Genomic DNA, 24276 nt, shown 5'->3' on the forward strand with positions numbered 1-24276 from the left:
GTCAGGCTCGATAGGGTCTGGACCCTAAGAAACACGGGAGGCACTCACTTAGATTGCCTCCCGCTTGATTGGTTCCGATTTCCCGGGGGCGATGCCAGCTTCGGTTTTTCAGATGACCAACGCGAGCCCAAAGATATGGGTGCAGCGGATTTCTCGATTGGTGGCCTCCAGATCAGTCCATTGACATGTACTCGATCAATCGCTTGATGCGCGCCGGCAATAGGCGGCGGCTTGGATAGACGGCGAACATATCCCGTTGGATAGGCTCAGCCCCTTCAACGACAAGCGGACGAAGCGTTCCCGTCACCATCTGGGACGGCAACATCGCAACCCCGAGGTTTCGCCTCGCGGCGGCGGCTACAACGTCTAGATCATCCATGGAGTGAGAAACCTCGATGGGACGTATTTGCACTCCATTTGCCAAAACCCACGGCTGGCGCGATATGATCGCAGGGAGAGTACGTAAATCACCCAAAGACAAGACCCGCAATTTGCGCTCTGCGATAAAATCTGCCCCTGCGCAAAAGCTGTAAGGAACGGACCAAAGGCGTTTTGCAATCAGGCTTGAGTCCGCAAGCGGCCCGAGGCGAAATGCGATATCGATGTTGTCTCGAAAGAAATCAAGCATGACATTGGTCGTTACCAAATCAAAGGCCACGTCCGGGTTGTCCGACGCGAATTCCAACAATCGCGGGCCGATTGTTGTTCGCGCCGCGAGTGGCGGTGCCGTTATGCGAATAGTCTGGCGTTTGATGTCATCTGTGAATCCCGCCACATCTTGAAGCGCTTCCAGCGGGCTTTGGCAGCGATCCAGTAGGCGACGCCCTTCTTCGGTCAAACGAACCTGACGTGTTGTGCGTTCGAGGAGCTTTGTGCCCAGGTGATCTTCTAGATCTGCAATTCTGCGGCTGACCCGGCTCAGCGGAATGCCAAGCCTTTGTGCCGCTTCAGAGAAGCTCAGGTGGTGGGCGACGGTGGTGAAGAGAGCGAGGTCATTGTAGATCATTATCCTATTTATGGGATTTTCATTTCCAAAATCAATTATTATCGCAATAGCGGTGCATGGGTAGGGTCAGCTTAACATACAAAGGAGATTACAATGTCTTACGCAGTTGAGATCACTCAATCAGGCGACCCTGAGGTTTTGAAAAAGGTCACGCGCGCAATTGACCAACCCGGCGCAGGCGAGGTTTTGATCCGCAACCACGCTGGCGCGGTGAACTTCATTGACACGATCATTCGACGTGGAGAGATGCCCGAGGGTATGATGCCGGAGCTGCCCCATGTTCCGGGCGTGGAAGGGGCCGGCACTGTAGTGGCTCTTGGCGACGCTGTGCGGGGTTTGGCGATCGGTGATCGTGTCGCCTGGATGGGACCGATAGGAGCAGGTGGATATGGCACACACTCTATCATCGGGTCACCTTATGTGACAAAAATCGGCGCGCTCGATTTCAATCTTGCCGCGGCTGTTCCTGTGAACGCAATGACGGCTTATCATATGTTGGTTAACCTTGGGGACGCCACGGCGGGCAAATCCGTTTTGGTGCATGCCGCGGCGGGTGGTGTCGGTACGATGATCCAACATATCGCCAAGCATTTGGGCCTGACCGTAATCGCCTCTGTCAGCACTGAGAAGGTAGACTATGCCAAAGAACAAGGCGCAGATTACGTCATAGACTATAAGTCAGAAGATGTTGCCTCCCGCGTTATGGCGCTTACTCATGGCAAGGGCGTGGACCTGAGCATGAACCCGATTTCCGGCGAGACGCTGAAAGCGGACCTTGAAACATTGGCTCCGCTTGGAACTGTGGTGATTTTTGGCTTTCTGGCTGGGGCCCCTGTTGGCACCTTTGGTGATGATCTGGCAAAGCAATTTCAGAAATCCGTCGCCGTGCGCGTGAGCGACATTTACACCTATTTCGGAAATCAGCCGGAGGCGTTCAACGCTGATCTGGCGACGGTTTTTGACCTTCTTGGTCAGGGCATCTTGCGCCCGCAAATTACGACATTGCCAATCGCACAAGCCGCTGAAGCGCATCGCCGCCTTGAAGCTGGCGAAACGACTGGCAAACTGGTTCTGAGTATCGACTGAACAGCTGTAGGATGAGCGAAACTCCCATCGTCATGGGGTTGACCAAGGCCCCGGCTCGGCCTTGGTCAAAGGCCTCGTAAATCAGCGTGGCACGTGGATGTCGTTTCGCTTGACATCTTACTCTTAACGACGTGTGCCCGTGACCCGTTCAAGACGAACACCATACTGACTTGGGCCCCTCTACCCGCGCAGTCTAAAAGGGGCGCATCTCTGAGCGTCAAATAATTTGGTCGCGCGGTTCGGGTCGTCCCGAACCATCTTTGGTTTAAACGTCGTCCTGCAACCACACCTCAAGCAAGGCGCGGGCGGCCTTGACGGGGAGCATGTTGTAGTTAGACGCCATGCCGTGACGCGGCAGGATACCGGCGCGCACGCCCCAATGGCTTTGACAGAACATCAGCAGGCCGTGGTTGGCAAAGACCATCTGGTCATGCTCGAACACTGGTAGCAGTGTTTCGACCGTGCCATAAGGTTCCTGACGTTCGACACCTTCGAGCACGTCCAGCGCGGCACCGGGCACGACGGCGTAGGGGTCTCCCCATTTATCAGAAACGTCTTCGCATTCAATCAGGACGCCCTGGTGCGGCATGACCAGCATGTCCTGACGGTTGTCCAGCGTTTCGGCGGGAACGAGCAGCGGCCAGAGCGTGCGCGGGCAGAGTTTTTCGGTGTGCCATGCCTCGTCCCGTACCAATGCGGTGAGTTTCTGAAAGCCCGCGTCAAACGTCATGACTTCGTCGCCGCGTGCAAGGGTCTCGATCGGTGTCCAACCATCAGGCGTGCCGACAAGCGTGCCTTCGATCAGGCCACAGCCTGCACCGGTGATCACCGGATCGCGCAGGGCGCGCGTGTCAGAGACAGCCGGGTTGCGGCGAAATGGTTTTATCGCGTTTGCGATCATGGTCGTCCTCAGGCGTTAGGCGCACTGCACCTGCGTGTTTGTCGTATCCTGCAACCAATAAGCGATTCAAAAGTGAGTTAATTTTGCGTCAAATTGGGAGGTTTTGTGTCACTGTTCTCTCGGCGGAAACAGTGGCGTCGGCTAGGGCGCATTGGCCCATTTATCGCGACCGAATGGCGACGACAATGCCCGAGGCCGCGATACAGGCAATCCCGAGCGCCTGGGAGGCGCCAACCAACTGGCCGAACAGTAGCCACGCGAAAACAGGACCAAAAATCATGATTGAATATTCAAACACAGCCACGTTCGCCGGTTCGTCCATCTGGTAGGCGCGGATGATCATGTAAACAGCAGCAAGCGAGCCCGCCGCCTGAAGAACCAGTAAATGCACCACGTCCCACACCGGCCAGACCCATGCGCGCGCCAGATAGCTGGCATCACCGGCGCCTGCAACGCCCAGACCAATTTGCACCAACGCCGACAAGACACCCAGCACAAGGATGTTTGCGGCAAGAAGCGACAGCGCGCTTTCACCGGCACACCAGCTGCGGGTGGCGATAGAGGAGATTGCGTAGAAAAAACCCGCTGCGACGGGCATAAGCAAGGTCGGGCTGAAGCCGTTGGCGCCCGGTTGCAAGACAAGAAGTATGCCGCCGAACCCAATCAACACCGCCAATATGCGCCATGGTCCAATCGGTTTACGCTGGACCAATGTATTGATCAGCAACACCCAGATGGGTGAAGTGAACAGACCTGCCAGCGCCTCGGCGATGGTCATCAAACCGAGCGCCCCAAAATAGAGGAACATGGCAGTCGAGAGAGCCGCCGCGCGACCCAACACGGGTATCCAATTGTTGGGTCGCAGACTGCCCAGACCAAGACGGGCCATCAAGATCAGGAGAGGCGCCATCAGGACCGCGCGCAGGGCCACAAATTGCCATAGGCCAACTGTGTCCGCGATCCGGGCAATGAAATTGTCGATCAGGCCAAGGATCGCCATCGCACCTAGCATGGACAGGGCCGCCGCAGCGGGGCGGTTTTCGAGAGGTGCGCTCATGTTTGGGTGCGGCCTTTGTCGTTTTGATGACGCCAATATGCGTATTTCTACTGGGCGTTTCTACTGGGGATTACTACGATCTAACGCAAGAAGCGATGTTTGTCGTATGACCGGTGGGGACCGGGCGATTCGAGGGAGGAAAACCATGGGCTGGATGAAGGATGAGAGCGGGCTGGAGAAATGCGCTGCGAATTACGTGCCGCTGACGCCATTGTCGGGATTGATGCGGGCGCGCGAGGTGTATCCGGATCACCTTGCCATGGTTTACGGCGCGCATCGCAAGACCTATCGCGAATATCATGAGCGTGTAACGCGGCTGGCGTCGGGGTTGGCTGGATTGGGTGTCGCGCCGGGCGATGTGGTGTCGACGTTGCTACCCAATGTGCCTGCTGCGGGCGAAGCGCATTTTGGCGTACCGGCCTGTGGCGCGGTGCTCAATTCGATCAATATCCGACTGGATGTGCACACGGTGGCCTATATCTTTGATCATGGTGAGGCCAAAGTTGTGCTGGTTGATACCGAGTTCCTACCGCTGGCAGAGGCAGCCTGTGACGCGATGGAGGGCGATGCGCCCCTGATCATCGAAGTTGCCGATGCGGATGCGGGCCATTCGGCGACAGGGCGATATCAGGAGTATGAAGCGCTGTTGAGCGCGGGCGATCCAGCGTTTGCCTGGGTCTTACCCGAGGATGAGTGGGAAAGCATTGCGCTGAATTATACCTCGGGTACGACAGGCCAGCCCAAGGGCGTGGTCTATCACCATCGCGGGGCCTATCTGATGACGATGGGCACGGTGGTGAGCTGGCAGTTGGTGCTGCATCCGGTCTATCTGACAATTGTGCCGCTGTTTCATTGCAACGGTTGGAACCACACGTGGCTGATGCCGCTGCTGGGTGGAACAATTGTGTGCTGTCGCAATATCACCGCAAGTGCAATTTATGATGCGATTGCCGACGAAGGCGTGACCCATTTTGGCGGCGCGCCGATTGTGCTGAACGCCATTGTGAATGCGCCTGACAGCGAGCGGCGTGCCTTTGACCATACAGTCGAGGTGTTCACAGCAGGCGCGCCCCCTGCCCCGGCGACGCTGGCCAAGATCGAAAACCTTGGATTTCATGTGATGCAGGTTTACGGCCTGACCGAAACCTATGGGCATGTCACCGAATGCCTGTGGCAATCGGAACGGTGGAACGGTTTGGACAAGCCTGAGGTGGCCGCGATCAAGGCGCGTCAGGGGGTGGCGATGCCGATGATGGAGCATATTACGGTCATGGACGAGACCATGTCACAGGTGCCGATGGATGGAGAGACGGCGGGCGAGATCATGATCAGGGGCAATTCGGTCATGAAAGGGTATCTCAAGAACCCCGATGCCACCCGCGAGGCGTTTAAGGACGGGTATTTTCATTCCGGTGATATCGCTGTTCAACACCCTGACAGCTATGTGCAGATTACGGACCGTGCCAAAGACATCATCATTTCGGGTGGTGAAAATATCAGCTCTGTCGAGGTGGAGGGTGTTTTGATGCATCACCCCGCGATCAGCCTGGCGGCTGTTGTGGCCAAGCCGGATGAGAAATGGGGCGAAGTGCCCTGTGCCTTTGTCGAATTGCTGGATGGCGCAGAGGCCGGGGAGGCCGAGATTATCGCCTTTGCCCGCGAGAGTCTGGCCGGGTTCAAGACACCTAAAAAGGTGGTGTTTCAGGAGCTGCCCAAGACGTCGACAGGCAAGATCCAGAAATTCGCGCTGCGAACGCTGGCCAAATCCATGTGACCCAAAGGCGCGCCTGACGGCGCACAGGATTTGCTTGATAAGGGGCGCCGCCCCTTGTCACAGCTGAGCTGTGACCACCCCGGGATATTTGGGGCGAAAGGAAGATTGCGGATGCGCGTTGCTCCGCTCTGGGCAAGCGTGTTAGGTGTGGGTCAAAGAAGAGGCAGAGCAGGCCTTCGATGACAACCGCATTGGAAAAATACCAGAGGCTTGAGGCCACAGGGCTGTGGCGCGCCGGATCGGACGCGCAGCGCAAAGACGTGATCGTGTCGATTGGTGATGCCACACTGGTGATTACCGATATTCAGGATCGCGCCCTGACCCATTGGTCGATCCCGGCTGTGCGGCGGCACAATCCTGGCGAGCGACCTGCGATTTTTTATCCTGATGGCGACCCCGGTGAGACGCTGGAGGTGGGCGCGGATGAGGACGAGATGGTGGCGGCCATCGAAACGCTGCGCAACGCGGTTTCGCGGCGCCAGCCCAAGCCGGGGCGGTTACGCTGGGGTGTGTTGGCGGCGAGCGCGTTGGCGATTGGGGCATTGGCGGTGTTCTGGTTGCCCGATGCGCTGACTGCGCATGCGCTGCGTGTGGTGCCGGACGCGAAACGCGAAGCAATCGGGCGCAGTTTGCTGGAACAGATGTCGCGCCTGACCGGGCAACCCTGTGATGGGTTGCTGGCGGCACCTGCCATTCGTGCGCTTGAAGAGCGGTTGGGGCTGCGCCAGTTGGTGATCGTGCCGGATGGCGTGTCGGACGCTGTGACGTTGCCGGGGGAAATTGTGTTGCTCAACCGTCGAGCAGTCGAGGATTTTGAGGAGCCGGATGTGGCCGCCGGGTTTGTGGTGGCGGAGCTGGGTCGCAATGAAGACCCGCTGGAGCGGTTGCTGGACAATGCTGGGCTGACTGCGCGTTTTCGGCTTTTGACCACGGGTGATCTGGATGAAGATATATTGCGCGATCATGCCGAGGATCTGGCTCTGTCGGCGCGCGCGCGGCCTGACGACGCCACATTGATCGCAGCGTTTGAGACCTATCGATTGCGGATCAGCCCTTATGCTTACGCTCTGGATCCATCAGGGGAAGCGACGTTGTCGTTGATCGAGGCGGATCCATTTACGATCACGCCGGAAACGGTATTGGAGGACAGCCAGTGGGTTGCCCTCCAGGAAATTTGCGGGTCGTGACGGCGTTGTGTTCTATTCGCCAACGCGTGGTATGATCAGACGGCGCGGTGTTTTTTCAGTCCAGATCTGATTTGTACGCGACACGCCTGCAAAGGTCATCTCGGCGCGTTTCGTGTTCAGGCGACCGTCGTCGAAGGCACGGCGATAGCCTTCGGGCACTGTCATGGTGACATGCGAGACCTTGTTCATTTCATAAACATGACGCGGCACCACGCGGGTTTCGGGATGCACCTCGCCAATACGTACCACCTGACCGGGGCGACCGCGGTTTAGAGTGCTGGGCGCAACCGATCCCTGACGATCAAACTGCATCTTGGGGGATGGCGCCGTGGGGCTGCCGGATCCATGGGTGACCGGGCTCTGAGCTTGTGGGCCGCAGCGCACCTTGAGACCCTTGTGGGTCGACTGGCCGTTGCGGCAGGGCGACAGTGTACCAGCTGCACGTGGAGGTTGTGCGGTGGTGCGGCGCTGTTGCGGCTGTTGGGTGGTGGTTGTGGTCGCCGGGGCCACCACAACAGGCTTTGGCGCGCTGGTGGTGGTTGTCCGTGTGCTGGTTGTGGTGCGCGTGGTTGTTTTCGGCTTGGCCGTTGTCGTTGTGCGTGTGGTCGCAGCGGGTGCGGTTGTGGTTTTTGGTGCAGCTGCCGTGGTGGCCGCTGGCTTGGGCGCTGTGCGTGGCGCTGTCGCGGTTGTGGTCGAAGCAGAAGGTGCTGCGGCTGGTTTGATCTGAACCACGTTTTTGTCGACCTTGGCCGCAGGTGCGGCTGCGCTGGCGCCTGCAACATTGGAGGGTTTGAAGCCGCAGATCACCTTGCGATCGCGTGTGACACGCGGCACCCACGTGACCCCCCCGTCCAGACCCGCGCGGATGTATACACACCCGCGACTATCAACATATTGTTTTCCTTTGTAACTCGCCGGCGGGAATTCCGCCGGAGTGTCCAATGCGCGACTGGATTGTGCGTGAACCGCGCTCAATCCCAAGGATGCCGCGATCACGCTGACCGCGATGACTCTGGTTAGTTTCATATTGCCCCCACAAGATGTAGGGGTAGTCTAAGCGCAATCGGCTATATGAGTAAACCATTGATTTGCCACAATTTGGCCTACTTTGTCCCGAACATGCGGTCCCCTGCGTCGCCAAGACCGGGCAAGATATAGCCCTTTTCGTTCAGACGTTCGTCGAGCGCTGCGGTGACAATTGGAACATCCGGGTGTGCCTCTTTCATACGGGCGACACCTTCGGGCGCGGCCAGAAGGCAGAGAAACCGGATATTTGTGGCGCCATTTTCCTTGAGCAGATCAATTGCTGCGGCCGAAGAGTTGCCGGTGGCCAGCATCGGGTCAACCGCAATCACAAGGCGTTCGTCCAGTTCGGTTGGAACCTTAAAGTAGTACTGTACCGGTTTCAGTGTCTCTTCGTCGCGGTAAAGCCCAACAAAACCGACCCGTGCGGAAGGGATCAGTTCCAACATACCGTCCAAAAGGCCGTTTCCAGCCCGCAAGATCGAGACCAGCGCCAGCTTGCGGCCATCTAGTGTCGGGGCATCCATTTCGACCAGCGGCGTTTCGATCCGTTTGGTTGTCATGGGCAGTTCGCGGGTCACTTCGTAAGCAAGCAGCTGGCTGATTTCGCGCAGCAGGCGGCGGAACTCTCCGGTCGAGGTGTCGGTGCGACGCATCAACGTGAGCTTGTGCTGAACCAGTGGATGTTCAACGATTGTGAGGTGGTCGGTCATGTGCTCTCCAGTGTCTTTTGGATACGGGCGCGGGTGGTGTCATCGCAGAAAGCGGCCTCTAGCGCGGTTTGGTTCAGGGCACGGAAATCATCCTCGCCCCAGCCATAAGCCGCGGCAATCATCTCGTATTCGCGGCGCATGGTTGTGTGGAAAAACGGTGGATCGTCGGTGGAAACGGTCACACGAACGCCCGCATCACGCAGTTTGGCCAACGGGTGTGCGGCGATGTCGGGATAAAGGCCCAACACAACGTTGGAGCCGGGGCAGACCTCGAGCGTGATCTGACGGGCAACAAGTTCGTCGATCAGGGCGGGGTCTTCGATGGCGCGCACGCCGTGGCCGATGCGTTCGACGTTGAGGTCACGGATCGCTTCCCAAACGCTTTCGGGGCCGCCAAATTCACCGGCATGGGTGGTCAGGCGCAGACCGGCTTCGCGCGCCATGTCGAAGGCATAGGCAAAGTCGCCCTGATGGCCCTGGCCCTCGTCCCCGCCCATGCCGAGGCCGACAACCCAATCGCCAGCGGTTTCGGCAGCGCAGAGCGCAGATTGCTTAGCCTTTTCGGGGCCAAAGTGACGGACAGGTGTGACGATGCCGCGCAGGGTGATGCCAAAGTCTGCTTCGGCCCGGGTTGCAGCCTCTTGGATAGCGTGCAGGTATTCGCGCCAAGCGGCGACGTCACCACCACCGCAAAAATCGGGGCTGATGAAGCTTTCGGTGTAGACAACACCCTGTTCGGCGCTTTCCTGAAGGATGGCGCGGGTCAGGCGGGCAAAATCCTCGGGGGTTTGCAGCACGCTGGTCGCGGCCTCGTAGACCTCAAGGAAATGCACAAAATTTTCAAAGGCATAGCCCCCGTTGGAGTCAAAGATGCGGCTGAGGTCAACCTTTTTCTCATGCGCCAGTTGGCGGATAAAGGCGGGCGGTGCCGCGCCTTCGTGGTGAAGGTGCAGCTCGATCTTGGGTAGGTCGGCAACGCTCATAGAAAACTCCTTCCGCGCGGCGGGGTAACACCGAGATGGGTGGCGATGGTGGCGGCGACGTCGACAAAATCGATCAGGCCTGCCTGCCCGCTGCCAACTCCGGCGCAGAGAACCGGCGCCCGTTCGCGCGTGTGATCCGTGCCGCTCCAGCTGGGGTCATTGCCATGATCCGCCGTCAGGATCAACAGATCGCCGGGACGTAGTTTGTCGATGAAGGCGGCAATTTGCCCATCGAACCATTCCAGGGCGCGGGCATAACCGGGAATGTCGCGGCGGTGGCCATACAGGCTGTCGAATTCGACAAAATTTGCAAAGGTAAAGCTGTTGTCTGCCGCTACATCGACCAGATTATGCAAAGCCTTCATCAGATCGGCGTCACAGCCCTTGGCGCAATCATCAATGCCGGACATGGAAAAAATGTCGCCTATTTTACCGACACCATGCACCAGGTGACCCGCATCCTGTATCCAGTTGGTCAGGATCGGTTCGGGCGGCGCGATGGCAAAATCCTTGCGGTTGGTGGTGCGTTGAAAGCCGGTTTCGGCATTACCAACAAAGGGGCGCGCGATGACGCGGCCAACCTTCATGTCATGCAGGATCGGGGCGAGGTCGCGGCAGAGGGTCAACAATCGGTCGAGGCCAAAAAGGTCTTCATGTGCCGCGATTTGCAAGACGCTGTCGGCGGAGGTGTAGCATATCGGAAAACCGGTTTGGAAATGTTGCGCGCCTAGATCCGCGATTATGGCAGTGCCTGACGCGTGACAATCCCCCAAAATGCCGTCTGTTCCGGCCAGTGCACAGATCCTTGCAGTGAGGTCGCTGGGAAAGCTGGGGGTGGCTTTTGGGAAATAGGTCCAGTCCCAAGGCACAGGTAGTCCGGCAAGTTCCCAGTGTCCTGATGGGGTGTCTTTGCCGCGCGAGGTTTCAGTGGCCGCGCCCCAGAACCCGGTAGGGACAGCGTCAAGTCCGGGGGTTGCGTCACCCGAGGCCAGGCGCGTCGCCGCGCCAAGGCCAAGCGCGTCAAGGGTGGGCAGGCTTATCGGGCCTGAACGGCCTTCTTCGCCCCGCGTTGCACCGTCCTGACCCGCCGCACAGGCCTGTGCAATATGGGCAAGCGTATTGGCACCGGTGTCGGGGCGGTCTTCGTTAAAGAACTGATCCGCATCCGGTGCACCACCGATGCCAACGGAGTCCATGACCACAAGAAAAGCGCGGGGCATTTATCGGATCCTTTCGTGAATGAGCGGTGGCAGGTCAGGCGCTGTATCGGCGATTGTGATAGCCTGCAAGACCGCCTGTTCGGCTTCCCTGGCGGCATCCTCTCGAGCGGCGTGAAGGCGCAAGAGCGGTTGGCCTCGGGTAACGCGGGCCCCCAGACGGGCCACTTCGGACAGGCCGACGGCGGGGTTAATCACATCCGCCTCGACCTGACGCCCGCCACCCAGCGCGACCACGGCAAGGCCCAGCGCCTCTCCGTCGATGGCGTAGACATAACCCGTTTGGGGTGCGGCGATTTCGCGGATCACGGTCGCTTCGGGAAGGAAGCGTCGCCAGTTTTCCGTGAACTGTACGGGGCCACCCATGGCGGCGACCATACGGCCAAACGTATCAGCGGCGCGGCCGTCAGAGAGGACTGTGGCCATCTGGGCAATGCCGTCTTCGACATCGCGGGCGAGCCCGGCGTTGGCAAGCAGGACGCCCCCCAACGAGACGGAGAGCTCGGCCAATGCCCCCCCTGCCCCGTTACAAAGCACCTGCATCACCTCAGCCACTTCAAGTGCATTGCCAAGCGATGCGGCGAGCGGTTGGTTCATGTCTGAGATCACGGCGCTGGTTGGGCATCCGGCGAGGTTGGCAGTGTTGACCAATGCAGTGGCGAGCGCGCGCGCATCATCGGCGGATTTCATAAAGGCACCAGAACCAAGTTTGACATCAAGCACCAGACCCTGAAGCCCGGCGGCGAGTTTCTTGGACAAGATCGAGGCGGTGATCAGATCAAGGCTTTCGACCGTCGCGGTCACGTCGCGGATGGCATAAAGCCGTTTATCCGCCGGGGCGATATCGGCGGTGGCGCTGACAATTGCGCAGCCTGCGGTGTCAACAACGGCACGGAACTGATCTTCGCTGAGACCCGTTTTCAGGCCGGGAATGGCCTCCATCTTGTCAAGTGTGCCGCCGGTGTGACCCAGCCCACGCCCGGAGATCATCGGAACGTAGGCGCCACACGCCGCCAATGCGGGGGCAAGGATCAGCGAGACGCAATCCCCCACCCCGCCGGTGGAGTGTTTGTCGAGAACGGGGCCGGGCAGATCCCAGTGCAATGTGTCGCCACTGTCACGCATGGCAAGCGTCAGGGCAACGCGCCCCTCCTCTCCTAACCCGCGCAGACAGACGCCCATGGCAAAGGCCCCGGCCTGAGCATCGCTGACACGTCCATCGGCCAGCCCGTTGGCAAACCAATTCAGCTCTTCACGCGTGGGCGTATCGCCCTGCCGCAGTTTGGTGATGATAGCGCGCGCGTCCATGGGTTAGTCGCGATCCGAGTGGTCGGTATCCATATGATCGGTGCCAAATGCGCCCGGCAAAAGATCCGCAAGGGTCATACTTTGACGCACACCTTCCAGATTGGCGAGCGTGACCGTCACGTCGCCATTGCCAAATTCGGCCAGTTTCTGGCGACACCCACCGCAGGGCGAAACGGGCAGTTTGCTGTCTGCGACCACGAAGACTTCGCTCAGGCGGGTGTCACCGGCGGCGATCATGGCCGCAATGGCGCCAGCTTCGGCGCAGGTGCCCTCGGGATAGGCGATGTTTTCCACGTTGCAGCCAGCGTGGATTGCGCCCTCGACCGACCGTATCGCGGCCCCAACTTTGAAATTCGAATAAGGCGCATAGGCGTTTTCACGCACGGCAAAGGCGGCTTTTTCCAGACTCATGTGTCCTCCAATTCAGTGTTGAATGCGCCGGGCAATGTGACTTCGAGCAGTTCAATATCGTCGCTGGGTTTGGCGTAGCGGGTTTTCATGCCGGGTGGAATGACAAACGCGTCGCCCGCCGCAAGCTCGAAAGGATCACGCCCCTCGCCCTCGAGGGTCATTGATCCCTGCATAACAAAAGTGAAGTGAATGTCGCTGTTGTGGCGAGCCCAGACAGGTATCCCGATGCCGCGCTGGATAACCTGCACCCCGGCGACGTTTTGGGTATTGGCGGCGATCGTCGTATCACGGCAAACGAACCCCGGCAGGCGAAACGGACGCCAATCGGCCCCTTTGGCGACGTTATGCACAAAGCGCTGACCGTCCCATTCGCGATTTGGGCGATCATGGGGTGTGGGCAATACCATGTTGTGGTCGATTTCGGTAACGTGGTCGGCTGGTACGCCAATTTCGATCACTTGCAGATCATCGCTGGCCGCGCAAACCCGATGGCGGATTTCAGGAGGCTGGATAAAACAATCCCCGGCAAAAAGGCGACGCATTCCGCCCTGATCTTCGTAGAGAACATCAACCCAGCCATTGACGCAAAAGATCAGCTGAAAGCCAACTTTGTGAAAATGCACCATATCGGGCACCGGGCCGCCGTCTGGGATACGGATGTGACTGGCGATCATCGCGCCCCCCAGCCGGTCCGGCACCAGATCGCGGTAATGCATCCCTGCGCGGCCAATAACCCAAGGGGCCTGATCCGCGAGGCGGCGCACCACAAAGGAATGCTGAACCGGCGGCAAAACCAGCGGCGGGTTAAGCTCGTCTATTTCGATCCGCGTACCGTTGGGGGCGTTCAGCACCCGTGCACCATTGGCGAAATCGTCCGGATCGTCGGTTAGAATGCGCAACGTTCCAGGGGCCTCGGGTGCGCCTTTTTCGATCCGCAGCCGCAGACCATGGCCGGAAAACACTGCGACCGTGGGATCATCTGCGGGATAGATCATATCCATGCGCATTTTGAGCGTTTTGGTGTAAAAGGGGATATCGTCCCGCAGCTCTTGTGTTGAAAGGCGCATTTCGGCTTGGGCCGTTGTGTTTGCGGGTGCGTTCTCCATCAAGGAACTGTGTCTTGGGGACATTTGATTTGCAAGTGGCGACCGTTAGCGAAAACACTGGCCCTGTGTCGGTTTTGCGCCTTTCGAGGTCGCAAAAACTAGTTTAAGGCTAAACCAAATTTCTGAAATTGAGGTTCGTAATGTCCGATAATGCCAAACAAACCCTGCGTCAGGCCGCGCTGCATTACCACGCGAACCCAAAACCCGGAAAGCTCGAGGTGCGCGCCACCAAGCCGCTCGCCAATGGCCGCGACCTGAGCCGTGCCTACAGCCCCGGCGTGGCCGAAGCCTGTCTTGAGATCAAGGACGATCCCGCAAACGCTGCGCTCTATACGGCGCGCGGAAATCTTGTGGCGGTGGTGTCCAATGGCACGGCGGTGCTGGGTCTGGGCAATATTGGGCCGCTGGCATCAAAGCCGGTGATGGAGGGCAAGGCTGTGCTCTTCAAGAAATTTGCCAATATTGATTGTTTTGACATCGAATTGGACGAGAGCGACCCGGAAAAGCTAGCTGAGATCGTTTGTGCGATGGGGCCCACCTTTGGGGCGATCAACCTCGAAGACATCAAAGCGCCGGATTGCTTTGTCGTCGAGAAGATCTGTCGTGAGCGGATGAATATCCCGGTATTCCATGACGATCAGCACGGCACGGCGATTGTTGTGGGGGCTGCGGCCACCAATGCCATGGCGGTCACGGGTAAAAAATTCGAAGACATAAAGATTGTCTCGACCGGTGGCGGTGCGGCGGGGATTGCCTGTTTGAATATGCTGCTGAAGCTGGGAGTGAAGCGCGAGAATGTGTGGCTGTGCGACATCCACGGGTTGGTTTATAAGGGTCGGACAGAGGACATGAACCCGCAAAAGGCGGAGTTTGCTCAGGACAGCGATCTGCGGACTTTGGATGATGTGGTTGACGGGGCGGATATGTTTCTCGGCCTGTCGGGTCCGGGTGTGCTGAAGCCAGAGATGGTGGCGCGCATGACCAAGCAACCGATCCTCTTTGCGCTGGCCAATCCCACACCCGAAATCATGCCCGATGCAGCGCGCAAGGTGGCACCTGATGCGATTATTGCGACAGGGCGCAGCGATTTTCCCAATCAGGTCAACAACGTGCTGTGTTTCCCGTTCATTTTCCGCGGTGCACTGGATGTGGGCGCAACCGAGATCAACGACGAAATGTGCGTAGCCTGTGTCAACGGGATAGCCGAACTGGCGCGTGCGACAACCTCGGCAGAGGCGGCGGCGGCCTATAAGGGCGAACAGCTTACATTTGGGGCGGATTACCTGATTCCCAAGGCGTTTGACCCACGTCTGGTTGGGGTAGTGTCGGCAGCTGTGGCCAAGGCGGCTATGGCCAGTGGCGTGGCCACGCGACCGATCGACGATCTCGACGCCTATGTGCATAAGCTGAACCAATCGGTGTTCAAATCCGCCCTGTTGATGCGCCCGGTGTTTGAAGCAGCGCGTAAAGCATCGCGCCGGATTGTATTTGCCGAGGGCGAGGACGAACGGGTTCTGCGCGCGGCGCAAGCCATTCTGGAAGAAACCACCGAAACGCCGATCCTGATTGGTCGCCCCGAAGTGATCGAGGCCCGGTGCGAAAGGCTGGGGCTGGCGGTGCGACCTGACCGGGATTTTGCGGTGGTGAACCCGGAAAACGATCCGCGTTATTTCGACTACTGGAATTCTTATCACGAGTTGATGGAACGCGACGGTGTCACACCGGATCTGGCCAAGGCGATCATGCGCACCAACACCACGGCGATTGGCGCGATCATGGTGCACCGCGAAGAGGCCGACAGCATGATTTGCGGCACGTTTGGCGAATATCGCTGGCACCTGAACTATGTCGAACAGGTTTTGGGCAGCCCGCGCCATACGCCTCATGGGGCGCTGTCGCTGATGATCCTGGAGGACGGGCCGCTGTTCATTGCCGACACGCAAGTGAACGAACTGCCCTCGCCCGAGGATATTGCGCGCATCACTGTTGGTGCCGCCCGGCATGTGCGCCGTTTTGGGCTGGAGCCAAATATTGCGCTGTGTTCGCAATCACAGTTTGGCAATCATCGGCTGGGATCTGGCAAGCGGCTGCGTGAGGCGCTCGACATCCTCAACAGCAAACCGCGCGATTTTGTCTATGAAGGGGAAATGAACGTGGACACGGCGCTGGACCCCGAGCTGCGCGCGCGCATATTTCCGCGCACGCGCCTGAAGGGGTCGGCAAATGTGTTGGTGTTTGCCCATGCCGACGCGGCCTCGGGTGTGCGTAATATTCTGAAAATGCGCTCTGACGGGCTTGAAGTTGGGCCGATCCTGATGGGCATGGGCAACCGCGCGCATATTGTCAGCCAATCGATCACGGCCCGTGGCCTGCTCAACATGGCGGCGATTGCTGGAACTCCGGTTACGCAATACGGCTGATTTTGCAGCAAACGCCTCTTGGTTTTTTGGATCAGCCCGCCTGCACCCGCCGGCGGGCTTTCTCTTTGTGTATTGCAGCCGGACAGGATTGGCGGCAGACCCGGTGATGGGTGGCTTTTGACGAAGTTGCAAAAAATTATTTGCAACTTTGCATTTTTAGAAAATCAGCAAACTAAACCGGATATTTAAAGCGGTATTTGCAATATTTGCATCTATCGAGGCCTCTTTTTCTGCAAATATCATGCGATAAACTGACACGCCCAGTAGCCCGAGCCTTGCCCCATTGCCACTTGCTCCCGTAACACTTTGCCTAAGTGTAAGGAGGAGCAATTATGGCTTACAAGGACGTTTACGCAGCTTGGAAATCGGATCCGGACGCATTTTGGATGCAAGCCGCCGAGGCCATTGACTGGGATGAGAAGCCCTCCAAAGCGTTGTTTGAAAAAGGTAAAAACCTGTTCGAATGGTTTGCCGACGCCAAGGTAAACACCTGCTGGAATGCGGTGGACCGCCATGTCGAAGCTGGCCGGGGTGAACAGACCGCGATCATTTATGACTCGCCCATCACACATACCAAGCGCGAGATATCCTATGTCGAACTGCGCAACCGCGTGGCCAATCTGGCGGGCGGGCTGCGTGCCAAGGGCGTTGAGAAAGGCGACCGGGTCATCATCTATATGCCTATGGTGCCCGAAGCGCTGGAAGCGATGCTGGCATGTGCCCGGATTGGCGCGATCCATTCAGTCGTGTTTGGCGGATTTGCTGCAAACGAACTGGCTGTGCGGATCGACGACGCCAAACCCAAAGCGATTATCGCCGCGTCCTGCGGGCTCGAGCCGGGGCGTGTGGTGCATTACAAACCCCTGCTGGACGGTGCGATTGATCTGGCAACGCATAAACCCGACTTTTGTGTAATTTTCCAGCGCGAGCAGGAAGTGGCCGAGCTTATCGAGGGGCGCGACGTGAACTGGCATGGGTTCCAATACGGCGTAGAGCCTGCGGAATGTGTGCCGGTTGAGGGCAACCATCCGGCTTATATCCTCTATACCTCGGGCACGACCGGTCAACCCAAGGGGGTGATCCGTCACACCGCAGGTCAATTGGTGGCGCTGAACTGGACCATGAAAAACCTCTATAATGTCGATCCGGGCGATGTGTTCTGGGCGGCGTCCGATGTGGGCTGGGTCGTGGGCCATTCCTATATCTGTTACGGCCCGCTGATCCACGGAAACACCACGATCGTGTTTGAGGGCAAACCCGTGGGCACACCGGATGCGGGCACGTTCTGGCGCGTGATCGAGGAGCACAAGGTAAAGTCGTTCTTTACCGCACCCACCGCGTTCCGGGCGGTCAAACGCGAAGACCCCTTGGGAGAATTCGTCAAGAAATACGATCTGAGCGGTTTGAAGCAGGTTTATCTGGCTGGGGAACGCGCCGACCCGGATACGATTGTCTGGGCGCAGGATCATCTGAAAGTCCCAATTGTCGATCATTGGTGGCAGACCGAAACTGGCTGGGCAATTGCGGCGAACCCGTTGGGGATTGAGGAATTACCTACCAAGCTGGGCTCTCCTACGGTACCGATGCCAGGCTATGAGGTTGTCATTCTTGACGATGCGGGCCACCCGGTGCCTGCCGGGACGCTGGGGGCGATCGCGATCAAACTGCCCCTGCCCCCGGGCACATTGCCAACCCTATGGAATGCCGAAGACCGGTTTCAAAAATCGTATCTCAACACGTTCCCCGGCTATTACGAAACCGGCGATGCAGGCATGATGGACGAGGACGGGTATGTCTCGATCATGGCGCGCACGGATGATGTGATCAACGTCGCCGGGCACCGCCTGTCGACAGGTGGCATGGAAGAGGTTCTGGCGGCGCACCCGGATGTGGCCGAATGCGCGGTGATTGGGGTGACCGATCAGCTGAAAGGCCAGATGCCGGTGGGCTTCCTGTGCCTGAATTCCGGCGCGGGTCGCGATAATGGCGACGTGGTCAAGGAAGTGGTCAAGTTGGTGCGTGAAAAAATTGGCCCTGTGGCGGCGTTCAAGCTGGCCGTGGTGGTTGATCGATTGCCCAAGACACGCTCGGGCAAGATCCTGCGAGGCACAATGGTAAACATCGCAGATGGCACGGAGTACAAGATGCCAGCAACAATTGACGATCCGGCGATTTTGGACGAGATCAAGGACGCGTTGAAAACAATTGGCTATGCGCAGAACTGACGGGTAATACAGTTGGAACGGCCCCGCCGAAAAGGCGGGGCCAGACAATCAAAGTAGGATGGCTTTGGTCAACTGCAAATACACAGCTTGGAACCTTCCTTGCACGGTTCATCAGACCTGCGCACGGCACGTATCCAGGAAAGTCGCTACCAAATCCGCTTGCCGCACTGCGCGTGTTACGGCAATGGCTATCTCGAATTGGCCAATATCTTGGGCGAGAGGACGTGTAATCACAGCATCGCCTTCTATTGTGACGTTTTGACCAGGCGGAAACCCAACAAGGGTAAAGCCCAGTCCCTTTCCCACATAAGCCTGAACCATTTCACGGGATTGGGAGGTCAGCGGCACCTCTGGATCAAGCCCGGCATTCCGCAACAAGTCCAGATAACTTGGGCCAGGACCGGCGCGCGAAACGGCGATGTAGGGTATGTTTGCAAGATCCTCTAATTGCACACTGGCAGACTTTGCCAAGGGATGCGCCTCTGGCAACAAGACTAGCGGCGCAATCTCCTTTAGGACCTCAACATCATAACGCGCGGCGTCAAAGCCTTGATTAAAGACGACGAGTGCGTCGACGTCGCTAGCCTCAAGCGACGCAACGAGACTGGGAAAATCTTCCTCAACAACTTCAATGCGCACATTGGGATAGCGTTCGCGGAAGGACAAAACGGCAGGCAAAACGATCCTTTGCGCAATGGCGTAATGCGTCCCGATCCGGATCGTGCCAATTTCACCTTTTGCCATTTCTACTGTTCGTTTTTCCAGCGCCTCTGCGTGCATCAATAGGATTTCGGCATCATGCAGTATCGCGGCTCCGGCTCGGGTCAGCCGCATACCCCGCGCAGGAAAGCGATCAAACAAAGTCACGCCAGTGACAGCTTCAAGTTTGTCGATCGCAGACGAGATCGCCGCAGGGGAAACATTCAAATTTCTTGCAGCAGGAGCAATACCACCGCAATCGGCGGTCTCTGCGAGGAATGCGAGTTGGCGCAGTGAAAATCGAACCATCAGAAAATCCCATCTTTGCGCAAGATTAATTCAGTTTTCCCGATCTTATGCAACATCGTAGGCTAACCATGCGAGACAAGGGAGCGAGCAAATGGACATCAGACCCTTAACGGGCGGCTTAGGTGCTGAGATTATTGGAGCCGACGTAAAAGATAGCGGACAATTTGAGGACATACGCGCAGCCTTTGCCAAACATTCTGTCATCGTTCTCAGAGAGCAAAGTGTTGCCCCTGACGACCATTTGGAATTTGCGCGCCGTTTCGGCTCTATCAACGTAAATCGTTTCTTCAAGCCGGTCGATGGCCATCCGGAAATCGCAACCGTCCTGAAAGAAAGGGACCAGAAAGAAGCCGTCGGTGAAGGCTGGCATACCGATCATTCCTATGATCAGATTCCTGCAATGGGATCTATCCTGCATGCCATTGAGATGCCGCCTTACGGCGGGGACACGTTGTTTGTGTCAATGGGCGCAGCTTATGAGGCGTTGTCAGACCCCATGAGAGCCTTTGTTGATGGGCTGGTTGCCGTTCATTCGTCCCGACATGTTTTTGGTGTGAACACGCTGGACAGTGAAGCAGCAAAGAGCGGGAGATTGGGCAATTCAGAGGCGGCGACGCAAGACGCACGCCATCCTGTTGTGATTGCTCATCCGCTCAGCGGGCGGCTGGGCCTTTTTGTGAACCCTGTTTTTACGACGCATATTGAGGGCCTCAGTGCGGAAGAGTCAGCCGCGGTTCTCGAAGTGCTTTACGAACATTGCAAACAGCCCGAATTCCAATGCCGTGTGCGCTGGCAAGCGGGTGACATCACGATGTGGGACAACCGGGCGACTTGGCACAAGGCAATCAACGATTATCAGGGTTTTCGTCGCCTCATGCACCGGGTGACGGTGGAGGGTGAACCTCTGTCTAATTAGACATCTGACCAGCGATGCAAATGATCGGGTTCGGCTGGTTAAAACCGCCGCCGACCCCGTTGCCGACCGCAGCCATTGTGCGCACCTAGAGTAACTTAACCGCCACGTCTGAATTGTCGGAAAAATCTAGCGCCTCACGACGGGCTTGCGCACCAATGAAACCAGCTCGACCCGTTGGCACCCAATGGTTGTTAGGTTGGGAGTGGACGCTCGGTACAGCAAATTTATGGAACCTGACATTCTCATTTACCAGTCCGGCAAAACTCTCTCTGATATACTATTGCCGTTCTTTTGCTGCTGATCGGTCTGCCACGTGAAACCAAGACCACAGGCCGCCGAATTTAGTCAATGTGCACCTCTTATTTGTGGCGATTGACATAGCGCCTTACCCACGCGTACCAAGATTTTGCGACCCCATTGGCAGCCCTTGTCGAAACGCACTATTCTCAGGACGCCCACCATGCAGCTTACCCCCAGCCTGATCCAATCCACCTATACCGCCATAAAATCGGCCACCGTTGTTACACCCACAGTGCACGCGGCGCGGCTTTCGATGCAGTTGGGATTTGATCTGTTTCTCAAGCTTGAGAACCTGCAGCATACCAACGCATTCAAGGCGCGTGGGGCATTGGCCAAGCTGTTGACGCTGGATCCGGAGCAACGCAAGGCCGGGGTGATCGCGTGCAGTGCAGGCAATCACGCGCAGGGTGTGGCCTATCACGCCACCCGCCTTGGCATTCCGTCGGTGATCGTGATGCCGGAGGGCACGCCGTTTAACAAGGTCAAGCGCACCGGCGATTTTGGCGCCGAGGTGGTGTTGCATGGCACAGGATTCGACGAGAGTGTTCAGTTCACCATGGATTTGGCAACAGAACGCGGGCTGGTCTTCATTCATCCCTTCGACGACCCGGTTGTGGCCGCCGGACAAGGCAGTATTGCGCTGGAAATGCTGTCACAACAGCCTGATCTGGACACGCTGGTTGTGCCCATTGGCGGAGGCGGGTTGATTGCGGGGATTGCCGTAGCGGCCAAGAGCCTCAAACCCGAGATCGAGATCATTGGCGCGCAAGCTGAAAGTTTTAACGCGGTCGCGGCGCTTCTTGGATCCGGGCAGACGGTGATCAGCGGATCGACATTGGCCGAGGGGATTGCCGTACGCGCACCCTCACCCGCCAATCTGGAGATCATCAGGTCTCATGTGGATCGGGTAGAGACGGCCAGCGAAACCGAGATCGAGGCGGCGGTGTTTGATCTGTTGTCCAGCGAGAAACTGGTGGCCGAGGGTGCGGCAGGCGCAGGGCTGGCGGTGATCCAGAAGCAGGCCGAGGCATTAAAGGGCAAGAAAGTTGGCCTGGTGGTATGCGGCGGCAATATCGACTCGCGGCTCTTGTCGACGTTGATCCTGCGCGGATTGGTGCGGGACGGTCGCATCACGCGGCTGACCTTTGAGATTGACGACACACCCGGCCAGCTTTCGGATATCTCTCGTATTATTGGCGAAAGCGGTGCCAACGTGATTGAGGTGATCCACCAGCGGATGATGCAGACCGTTGCATTGAAAAAAGCTGAGTTGGAAGTCGTGATCGAGGCGCGCGATCTGATGCATGTGACCGATATTGTCACGCGCCTGCGCGATGCCGGATATACTTTGCGTACAGATAACGCGCTGGTTTAAGAGACGCCTTGCCGTGAATCAGACGAATTGTTCACGGATCAGGCGTTCTTCGAGACCATGGCCGGGATCGAACAGGATGCGATGGCGCACCTTGATGTCTGAAAAGATTTCGACAGCGGTGACATTCTGAACCGAGCGGCTGTCGGCGTCGGCCATCACCGGGCGCTTGGCTGCCTCAAGCACGTCAAACCGCACGTGAGCGGTTTTGGGAAGCAAAGCACCGCGCCAGCGACGTGGGCGAAACGGGGCAATCGCGGTAAGCGCAAGAACGTCAGAGCCAATTGGCAGAATCGGACCATGCGCCGAATAGTTATAGGCGGTCGACCCGGCAGGTGTACTAACAAGGGCGCCGTCACAGACCAACTCCTCAAGCCGCAGACGCCCGTCAATCGTAATGCGCAATTTGGCCGCTTGTGGACCTGCGCGCAGCAGCGATACCTCGTTGATGGCTAGTGCGTGATGGGAAGACCCGTCAAGGCAGGTTGCCTGCATTGCCAATGGGTTCAGCACCTCTTCTTCTGCGGCGGTAAGACGTTCGGGCAGATCCGATTCGGCATATGTGTTCATCAGGAACCCGACGGTGCCGCGGTTCATGCCGTAAACCGGCAGGTTGAGGTTTTGGAACCCGTGCAATGTCTGCAACATAAAACCGTCGCCACCCAGCGCGACAATCACGTCTGCGCCGTCCACATCGTGGTTCCCATATCGACCAACGAGAGCGGCGCGCGCGGTCTGGGCCACGGGGGCCTCACTGGCGAGGAAAGCGATTCTCTGGGACATGAGAGGCCTCGAAGCTAGTTTCCCACCCCAATCACAGGTTTCCGATTGAGGCATATATCTACCCCCTGCACCATTGGCGGCGTACTGGCAAGCGATTGTGTCGCGTTGAGACCTTTTAAGCCATGGGGCAATGAGCTACGTACTGCGCCAACGTGAACACCTCATCCCGGAGACCCACCTATGACCGCATCCCGCGATCCCGGCTTTTTTGACGAAGCCCTGTCCAGCCGCGACCCAGAACTTTTCGCGTCTATCACCGATGAGCTGGGCCGCCAGCGCGACGAGATTGAGCTGATTGCCAGCGAGAACATCGTTTCTGCCGCCGTGATGGAAGCGCAGGGCTCGGTCATGACCAACAAGTACGCCGAAGGCTATCCAGGGCGTCGCTATTATGGCGGTTGCCAGTACGTGGACGTGGCCGAGAACCTTGCCATTGCGCGCGCCAAAGAGCTGTTTGATGTGGGATTTGCCAACGTTCAGCCGAACTCTGGTTCGCAGGCAAACCAGGGCGTGTTTCAGGCATTGCTCAAACCCGGCGACACCATTCTGGGCATGAACCTTGCGTCGGGCGGGCACCTGACCCACGGGGCAGCCCCCAACCAGTCGGGCAAGTGGTTCAACCCAGTGCAATACGGCGTGCGCAAGCAAGACAACCTGATCGATTATGATGAGGTGGCCGCTCTGGCCAAAGAGCATCGGCCCAAAATGATCATCGCTGGTGGGTCAGCGATTCCGCGCCAGATCGACTTTGCCAAGTTCCGCGAAATCGCGGATAGCGTGGGTGCGTTTCTGTTGGTGGACATGGCTCACTTTGCCGGGTTGGTTGCAGCCGGTGAGCACCCCTCACCCTTCCCTTATGCGGATGTGGCCACGACAACCACCCACAAGACCCTGCGTGGCCCGCGCGGCGGCATGATCCTGACCAATGACGAGGCGATTGCCAAGAAGATCAACTCGGCCATCTTCCCCGGTATTCAGGGCGGTCCGCTGATGCATGTGATCGCGGCAAAGGCGGTTGCCTTTGGCGAGGCGCTGCGTCCTGAATTCAAAGACTACATCGTCAATGTACGGGCCAATGCCGTGGCGCTGTCGGATCAGCTGATGAAGGGTGGACTGGACATCGTAACAGGTGGCACAGACACACATGTGATGTTGGTCGATCTGCGCCCCAAGGGTGTGAAAGGCAATGCCACGGAAAAAGCGCTGGGTCGCGCGCATATCACCTGTAACAAGAACGGCATCCCGTTTGACCCGGAAAAGCCGATGGTTACGAGCGGTATCCGCCTGGGCACTCCTGCTGGCACCACACGTGGGTTTGGCGAGGCCGAGTTCCGCCAGATCGCTGACTGGATCATCGAGGTGGTCGAAGGGCTGGCAGCCAATGGCGAAGAGGGCAATGGCGCGGTTGAGGAAAAAGTGAAGGGCGAAGTTGCCGCACTTTGCGCGCGTTTCCCGATGTATCCAAAACTCTGATTTTGTC

Annotated in this window: 20 protein-coding genes; 8 read left to right on the forward strand and 12 right to left on the reverse strand. The window is 58.0% G+C overall.

The window, feature by feature from the left end; all coding sequences use genetic code 11:
* Positions 1-172 precede the first annotated feature (172 nt).
* Complete coding sequence (locus CLV88_RS02705; RefSeq protein WP_106606805.1) at positions 173-1006, reverse strand: LysR family transcriptional regulator; 834 nt, start codon at positions 1004-1006, stop codon at positions 173-175.
* A gap of 93 nt (positions 1007-1099) precedes the next feature.
* Between CLV88_RS02705 and CLV88_RS02710 the strand changes: the two genes are divergently transcribed.
* Positions 1100-2092, forward strand: a complete 993-nt coding sequence (locus CLV88_RS02710) for a quinone oxidoreductase family protein (RefSeq protein ID WP_106606806.1) — start codon at positions 1100-1102, stop codon at positions 2090-2092.
* 265 nt (positions 2093-2357) lie between these two features.
* Here CLV88_RS02710 and CLV88_RS02715 read toward each other — a convergent pair whose 3' ends face one another.
* Positions 2358-2993, reverse strand: a complete 636-nt coding sequence (locus tag CLV88_RS02715) for a Hint domain-containing protein (protein ID WP_106606807.1) — start codon at positions 2991-2993, stop codon at positions 2358-2360.
* A 160-nt stretch (positions 2994-3153) separates the two neighbouring features.
* Positions 3154-4050, reverse strand: coding sequence for a DMT family transporter (locus CLV88_RS02720; RefSeq protein WP_106606808.1), 897 nt, complete (start codon positions 4048-4050; stop codon positions 3154-3156).
* 145 nt (positions 4051-4195) lie between these two features.
* On the opposite strand from CLV88_RS02720, the gene CLV88_RS02725 reads away from it, so the two are divergent.
* Complete coding sequence (locus CLV88_RS02725) at positions 4196-5824, forward strand: AMP-binding protein (RefSeq protein ID WP_106606809.1); 1629 nt, start codon at positions 4196-4198, stop codon at positions 5822-5824.
* Between the two features lie 179 nt (positions 5825-6003).
* Entirely contained in the window at positions 6004-7011 is a 1008-nt protein-coding gene (locus CLV88_RS02730) for a hypothetical protein (RefSeq protein WP_106606810.1), read from the forward strand.
* A gap of 12 nt (positions 7012-7023) precedes the next feature.
* Here CLV88_RS02730 and CLV88_RS02735 read toward each other — a convergent pair whose 3' ends face one another.
* The 7 genes from CLV88_RS02735 to CLV88_RS02765 form a co-directional block, all read right to left on the reverse strand.
* Complete coding sequence (locus CLV88_RS02735; RefSeq protein ID WP_106606811.1) at positions 7024-8037, reverse strand: hypothetical protein; 1014 nt, start codon at positions 8035-8037, stop codon at positions 7024-7026.
* A 77-nt stretch (positions 8038-8114) separates the two neighbouring features.
* On the reverse strand, positions 8115-8747 hold the full coding sequence (upp, locus tag CLV88_RS02740; protein WP_106606812.1) for a uracil phosphoribosyltransferase: 633 nt from the start codon (positions 8745-8747) through the stop codon (positions 8115-8117).
* Positions 8744-9730, reverse strand: coding sequence for an adenosine deaminase (locus CLV88_RS02745; protein ID WP_106606813.1), 987 nt, complete (start codon positions 9728-9730; stop codon positions 8744-8746). The genes upp and CLV88_RS02745 overlap by 4 nt, the downstream gene beginning before the upstream one ends.
* Positions 9727-10950 carry a phosphopentomutase gene (locus tag CLV88_RS02750; protein ID WP_106606814.1) on the reverse strand — a complete coding sequence of 408 codons (1224 nt, stop codon included), beginning with the start codon at positions 10948-10950 and terminating at the stop codon, positions 9727-9729. The genes CLV88_RS02745 and CLV88_RS02750 overlap by 4 nt, the downstream gene beginning before the upstream one ends.
* Positions 10951-12255, reverse strand: a complete 1305-nt coding sequence (locus CLV88_RS02755; protein ID WP_106606815.1) for a thymidine phosphorylase — start codon at positions 12253-12255, stop codon at positions 10951-10953.
* Positions 12256-12258: 3 nt separating this feature from the next.
* Positions 12259-12666, reverse strand: a complete 408-nt coding sequence (locus CLV88_RS02760; protein ID WP_106606816.1) for a cytidine deaminase — start codon at positions 12664-12666, stop codon at positions 12259-12261.
* Positions 12663-13772, reverse strand: a complete 1110-nt coding sequence (locus CLV88_RS02765) for a cupin domain-containing protein (protein ID WP_106606817.1) — start codon at positions 13770-13772, stop codon at positions 12663-12665. Before CLV88_RS02765 ends, CLV88_RS02760 begins: the two co-directional genes overlap by 4 nt.
* Before the next feature lie 140 nt (positions 13773-13912).
* Here CLV88_RS02765 and CLV88_RS02770 point away from each other — a divergent pair, with 140 nt between their 5' ends.
* Both CLV88_RS02770 and prpE read left to right on the forward strand, forming a co-directional pair.
* Positions 13913-16192: an NADP-dependent malic enzyme gene (locus CLV88_RS02770; RefSeq protein WP_106606818.1), complete on the forward strand. Its 2280-nt coding sequence runs from the start codon at positions 13913-13915 to the stop codon at positions 16190-16192.
* Between the two features lie 332 nt (positions 16193-16524).
* The gene (gene prpE, locus CLV88_RS02775; RefSeq protein WP_106606819.1) at positions 16525-18417 is read left to right on the forward strand and encodes a propionate-CoA ligase PrpE; all 1893 of its coding nucleotides are present in this window, start codon (positions 16525-16527) and stop codon (positions 18415-18417) included.
* A 111-nt stretch (positions 18418-18528) separates the two neighbouring features.
* On the opposite strand, the gene CLV88_RS02780 is transcribed toward prpE, so the two are convergent.
* Positions 18529-19425, reverse strand: a complete 897-nt coding sequence (locus tag CLV88_RS02780; RefSeq protein WP_106606820.1) for a LysR family transcriptional regulator — start codon at positions 19423-19425, stop codon at positions 18529-18531.
* Between the two features lie 91 nt (positions 19426-19516).
* Here CLV88_RS02780 and CLV88_RS02785 point away from each other — a divergent pair, with 91 nt between their 5' ends.
* Complete coding sequence (locus tag CLV88_RS02785) at positions 19517-20341, forward strand: TauD/TfdA dioxygenase family protein (protein ID WP_106606821.1); 825 nt, start codon at positions 19517-19519, stop codon at positions 20339-20341.
* Positions 20342-20801: 460 nt separating this feature from the next.
* Positions 20802-22016: a threonine ammonia-lyase gene (locus tag CLV88_RS02790; RefSeq protein WP_106606822.1), complete on the forward strand. Its 1215-nt coding sequence runs from the start codon at positions 20802-20804 to the stop codon at positions 22014-22016.
* An 18-nt stretch (positions 22017-22034) separates the two neighbouring features.
* Here the strand turns inward: CLV88_RS02790 and CLV88_RS02795 are convergent, their stop codons facing one another.
* On the reverse strand, positions 22035-22796 hold the full coding sequence (locus CLV88_RS02795; protein ID WP_106606823.1) for an NAD kinase: 762 nt from the start codon (positions 22794-22796) through the stop codon (positions 22035-22037).
* A 180-nt stretch (positions 22797-22976) separates the two neighbouring features.
* Here CLV88_RS02795 and glyA point away from each other — a divergent pair, with 180 nt between their 5' ends.
* On the forward strand, positions 22977-24269 hold the full coding sequence (gene glyA / locus CLV88_RS02800) for a serine hydroxymethyltransferase (protein ID WP_106606824.1): 1293 nt from the start codon (positions 22977-22979) through the stop codon (positions 24267-24269).
* The last annotated feature ends 7 nt before the right edge of the window (positions 24270-24276 follow it).

The organism is Shimia abyssi, assembly GCF_003014475.1.
In the GTDB taxonomy this organism is placed as follows: Bacteria; Pseudomonadota; Alphaproteobacteria; order Rhodobacterales; family Rhodobacteraceae; genus Shimia; species Shimia abyssi.

What these genes read in the sequence shown, in the direction of transcription:
- CLV88_RS02715 (WP_106606807.1), bottom strand. Translation starts at nt 2,993, where the DNA reads ATGATCGCAAACGCGATAAAACCATTTCGCCGCAACCCGGCTGTCTCT.
- CLV88_RS02770 (WP_106606818.1), top strand. Translation starts at nt 13,913, where the DNA reads ATGTCCGATAATGCCAAACAAACCCTGCGTCAGGCCGCGCTGCATTAC.
- CLV88_RS02790 (WP_106606822.1), top strand. Translation starts at nt 20,802, where the DNA reads ATGCAGCTTACCCCCAGCCTGATCCAATCCACCTATACCGCCATAAAA.
- upp (WP_106606812.1), bottom strand. Translation starts at nt 8,747, where the DNA reads ATGACCGACCACCTCACAATCGTTGAACATCCACTGGTTCAGCACAAG.
- CLV88_RS02785 (WP_106606821.1), top strand. Translation starts at nt 19,517, where the DNA reads ATGGACATCAGACCCTTAACGGGCGGCTTAGGTGCTGAGATTATTGGA.
- CLV88_RS02705 (WP_106606805.1), bottom strand. Translation starts at nt 1,006, where the DNA reads ATGATCTACAATGACCTCGCTCTCTTCACCACCGTCGCCCACCACCTG.
- CLV88_RS02750 (WP_106606814.1), bottom strand. Translation starts at nt 10,950, where the DNA reads ATGCCCCGCGCTTTTCTTGTGGTCATGGACTCCGTTGGCATCGGTGGT.
- CLV88_RS02795 (WP_106606823.1), bottom strand. Translation starts at nt 22,796, where the DNA reads ATGTCCCAGAGAATCGCTTTCCTCGCCAGTGAGGCCCCCGTGGCCCAG.
- CLV88_RS02760 (WP_106606816.1), bottom strand. Translation starts at nt 12,666, where the DNA reads ATGAGTCTGGAAAAAGCCGCCTTTGCCGTGCGTGAAAACGCCTATGCG.
- glyA (WP_106606824.1), top strand. Translation starts at nt 22,977, where the DNA reads ATGACCGCATCCCGCGATCCCGGCTTTTTTGACGAAGCCCTGTCCAGC.
- CLV88_RS02710 (WP_106606806.1), top strand. Translation starts at nt 1,100, where the DNA reads ATGTCTTACGCAGTTGAGATCACTCAATCAGGCGACCCTGAGGTTTTG.
- CLV88_RS02755 (WP_106606815.1), bottom strand. Translation starts at nt 12,255, where the DNA reads ATGGACGCGCGCGCTATCATCACCAAACTGCGGCAGGGCGATACGCCC.
- CLV88_RS02780 (WP_106606820.1), bottom strand. Translation starts at nt 19,425, where the DNA reads ATGGTTCGATTTTCACTGCGCCAACTCGCATTCCTCGCAGAGACCGCC.
- CLV88_RS02745 (WP_106606813.1), bottom strand. Translation starts at nt 9,730, where the DNA reads ATGAGCGTTGCCGACCTACCCAAGATCGAGCTGCACCTTCACCACGAA.
- CLV88_RS02725 (WP_106606809.1), top strand. Translation starts at nt 4,196, where the DNA reads ATGGGCTGGATGAAGGATGAGAGCGGGCTGGAGAAATGCGCTGCGAAT.
- CLV88_RS02730 (WP_106606810.1), top strand. Translation starts at nt 6,004, where the DNA reads ATGACAACCGCATTGGAAAAATACCAGAGGCTTGAGGCCACAGGGCTG.
- CLV88_RS02765 (WP_106606817.1), bottom strand. Translation starts at nt 13,772, where the DNA reads ATGGAGAACGCACCCGCAAACACAACGGCCCAAGCCGAAATGCGCCTT.
- CLV88_RS02720 (WP_106606808.1), bottom strand. Translation starts at nt 4,050, where the DNA reads ATGAGCGCACCTCTCGAAAACCGCCCCGCTGCGGCGGCCCTGTCCATG.
- CLV88_RS02735 (WP_106606811.1), bottom strand. Translation starts at nt 8,037, where the DNA reads ATGAAACTAACCAGAGTCATCGCGGTCAGCGTGATCGCGGCATCCTTG.
- prpE (WP_106606819.1), top strand. Translation starts at nt 16,525, where the DNA reads ATGGCTTACAAGGACGTTTACGCAGCTTGGAAATCGGATCCGGACGCA.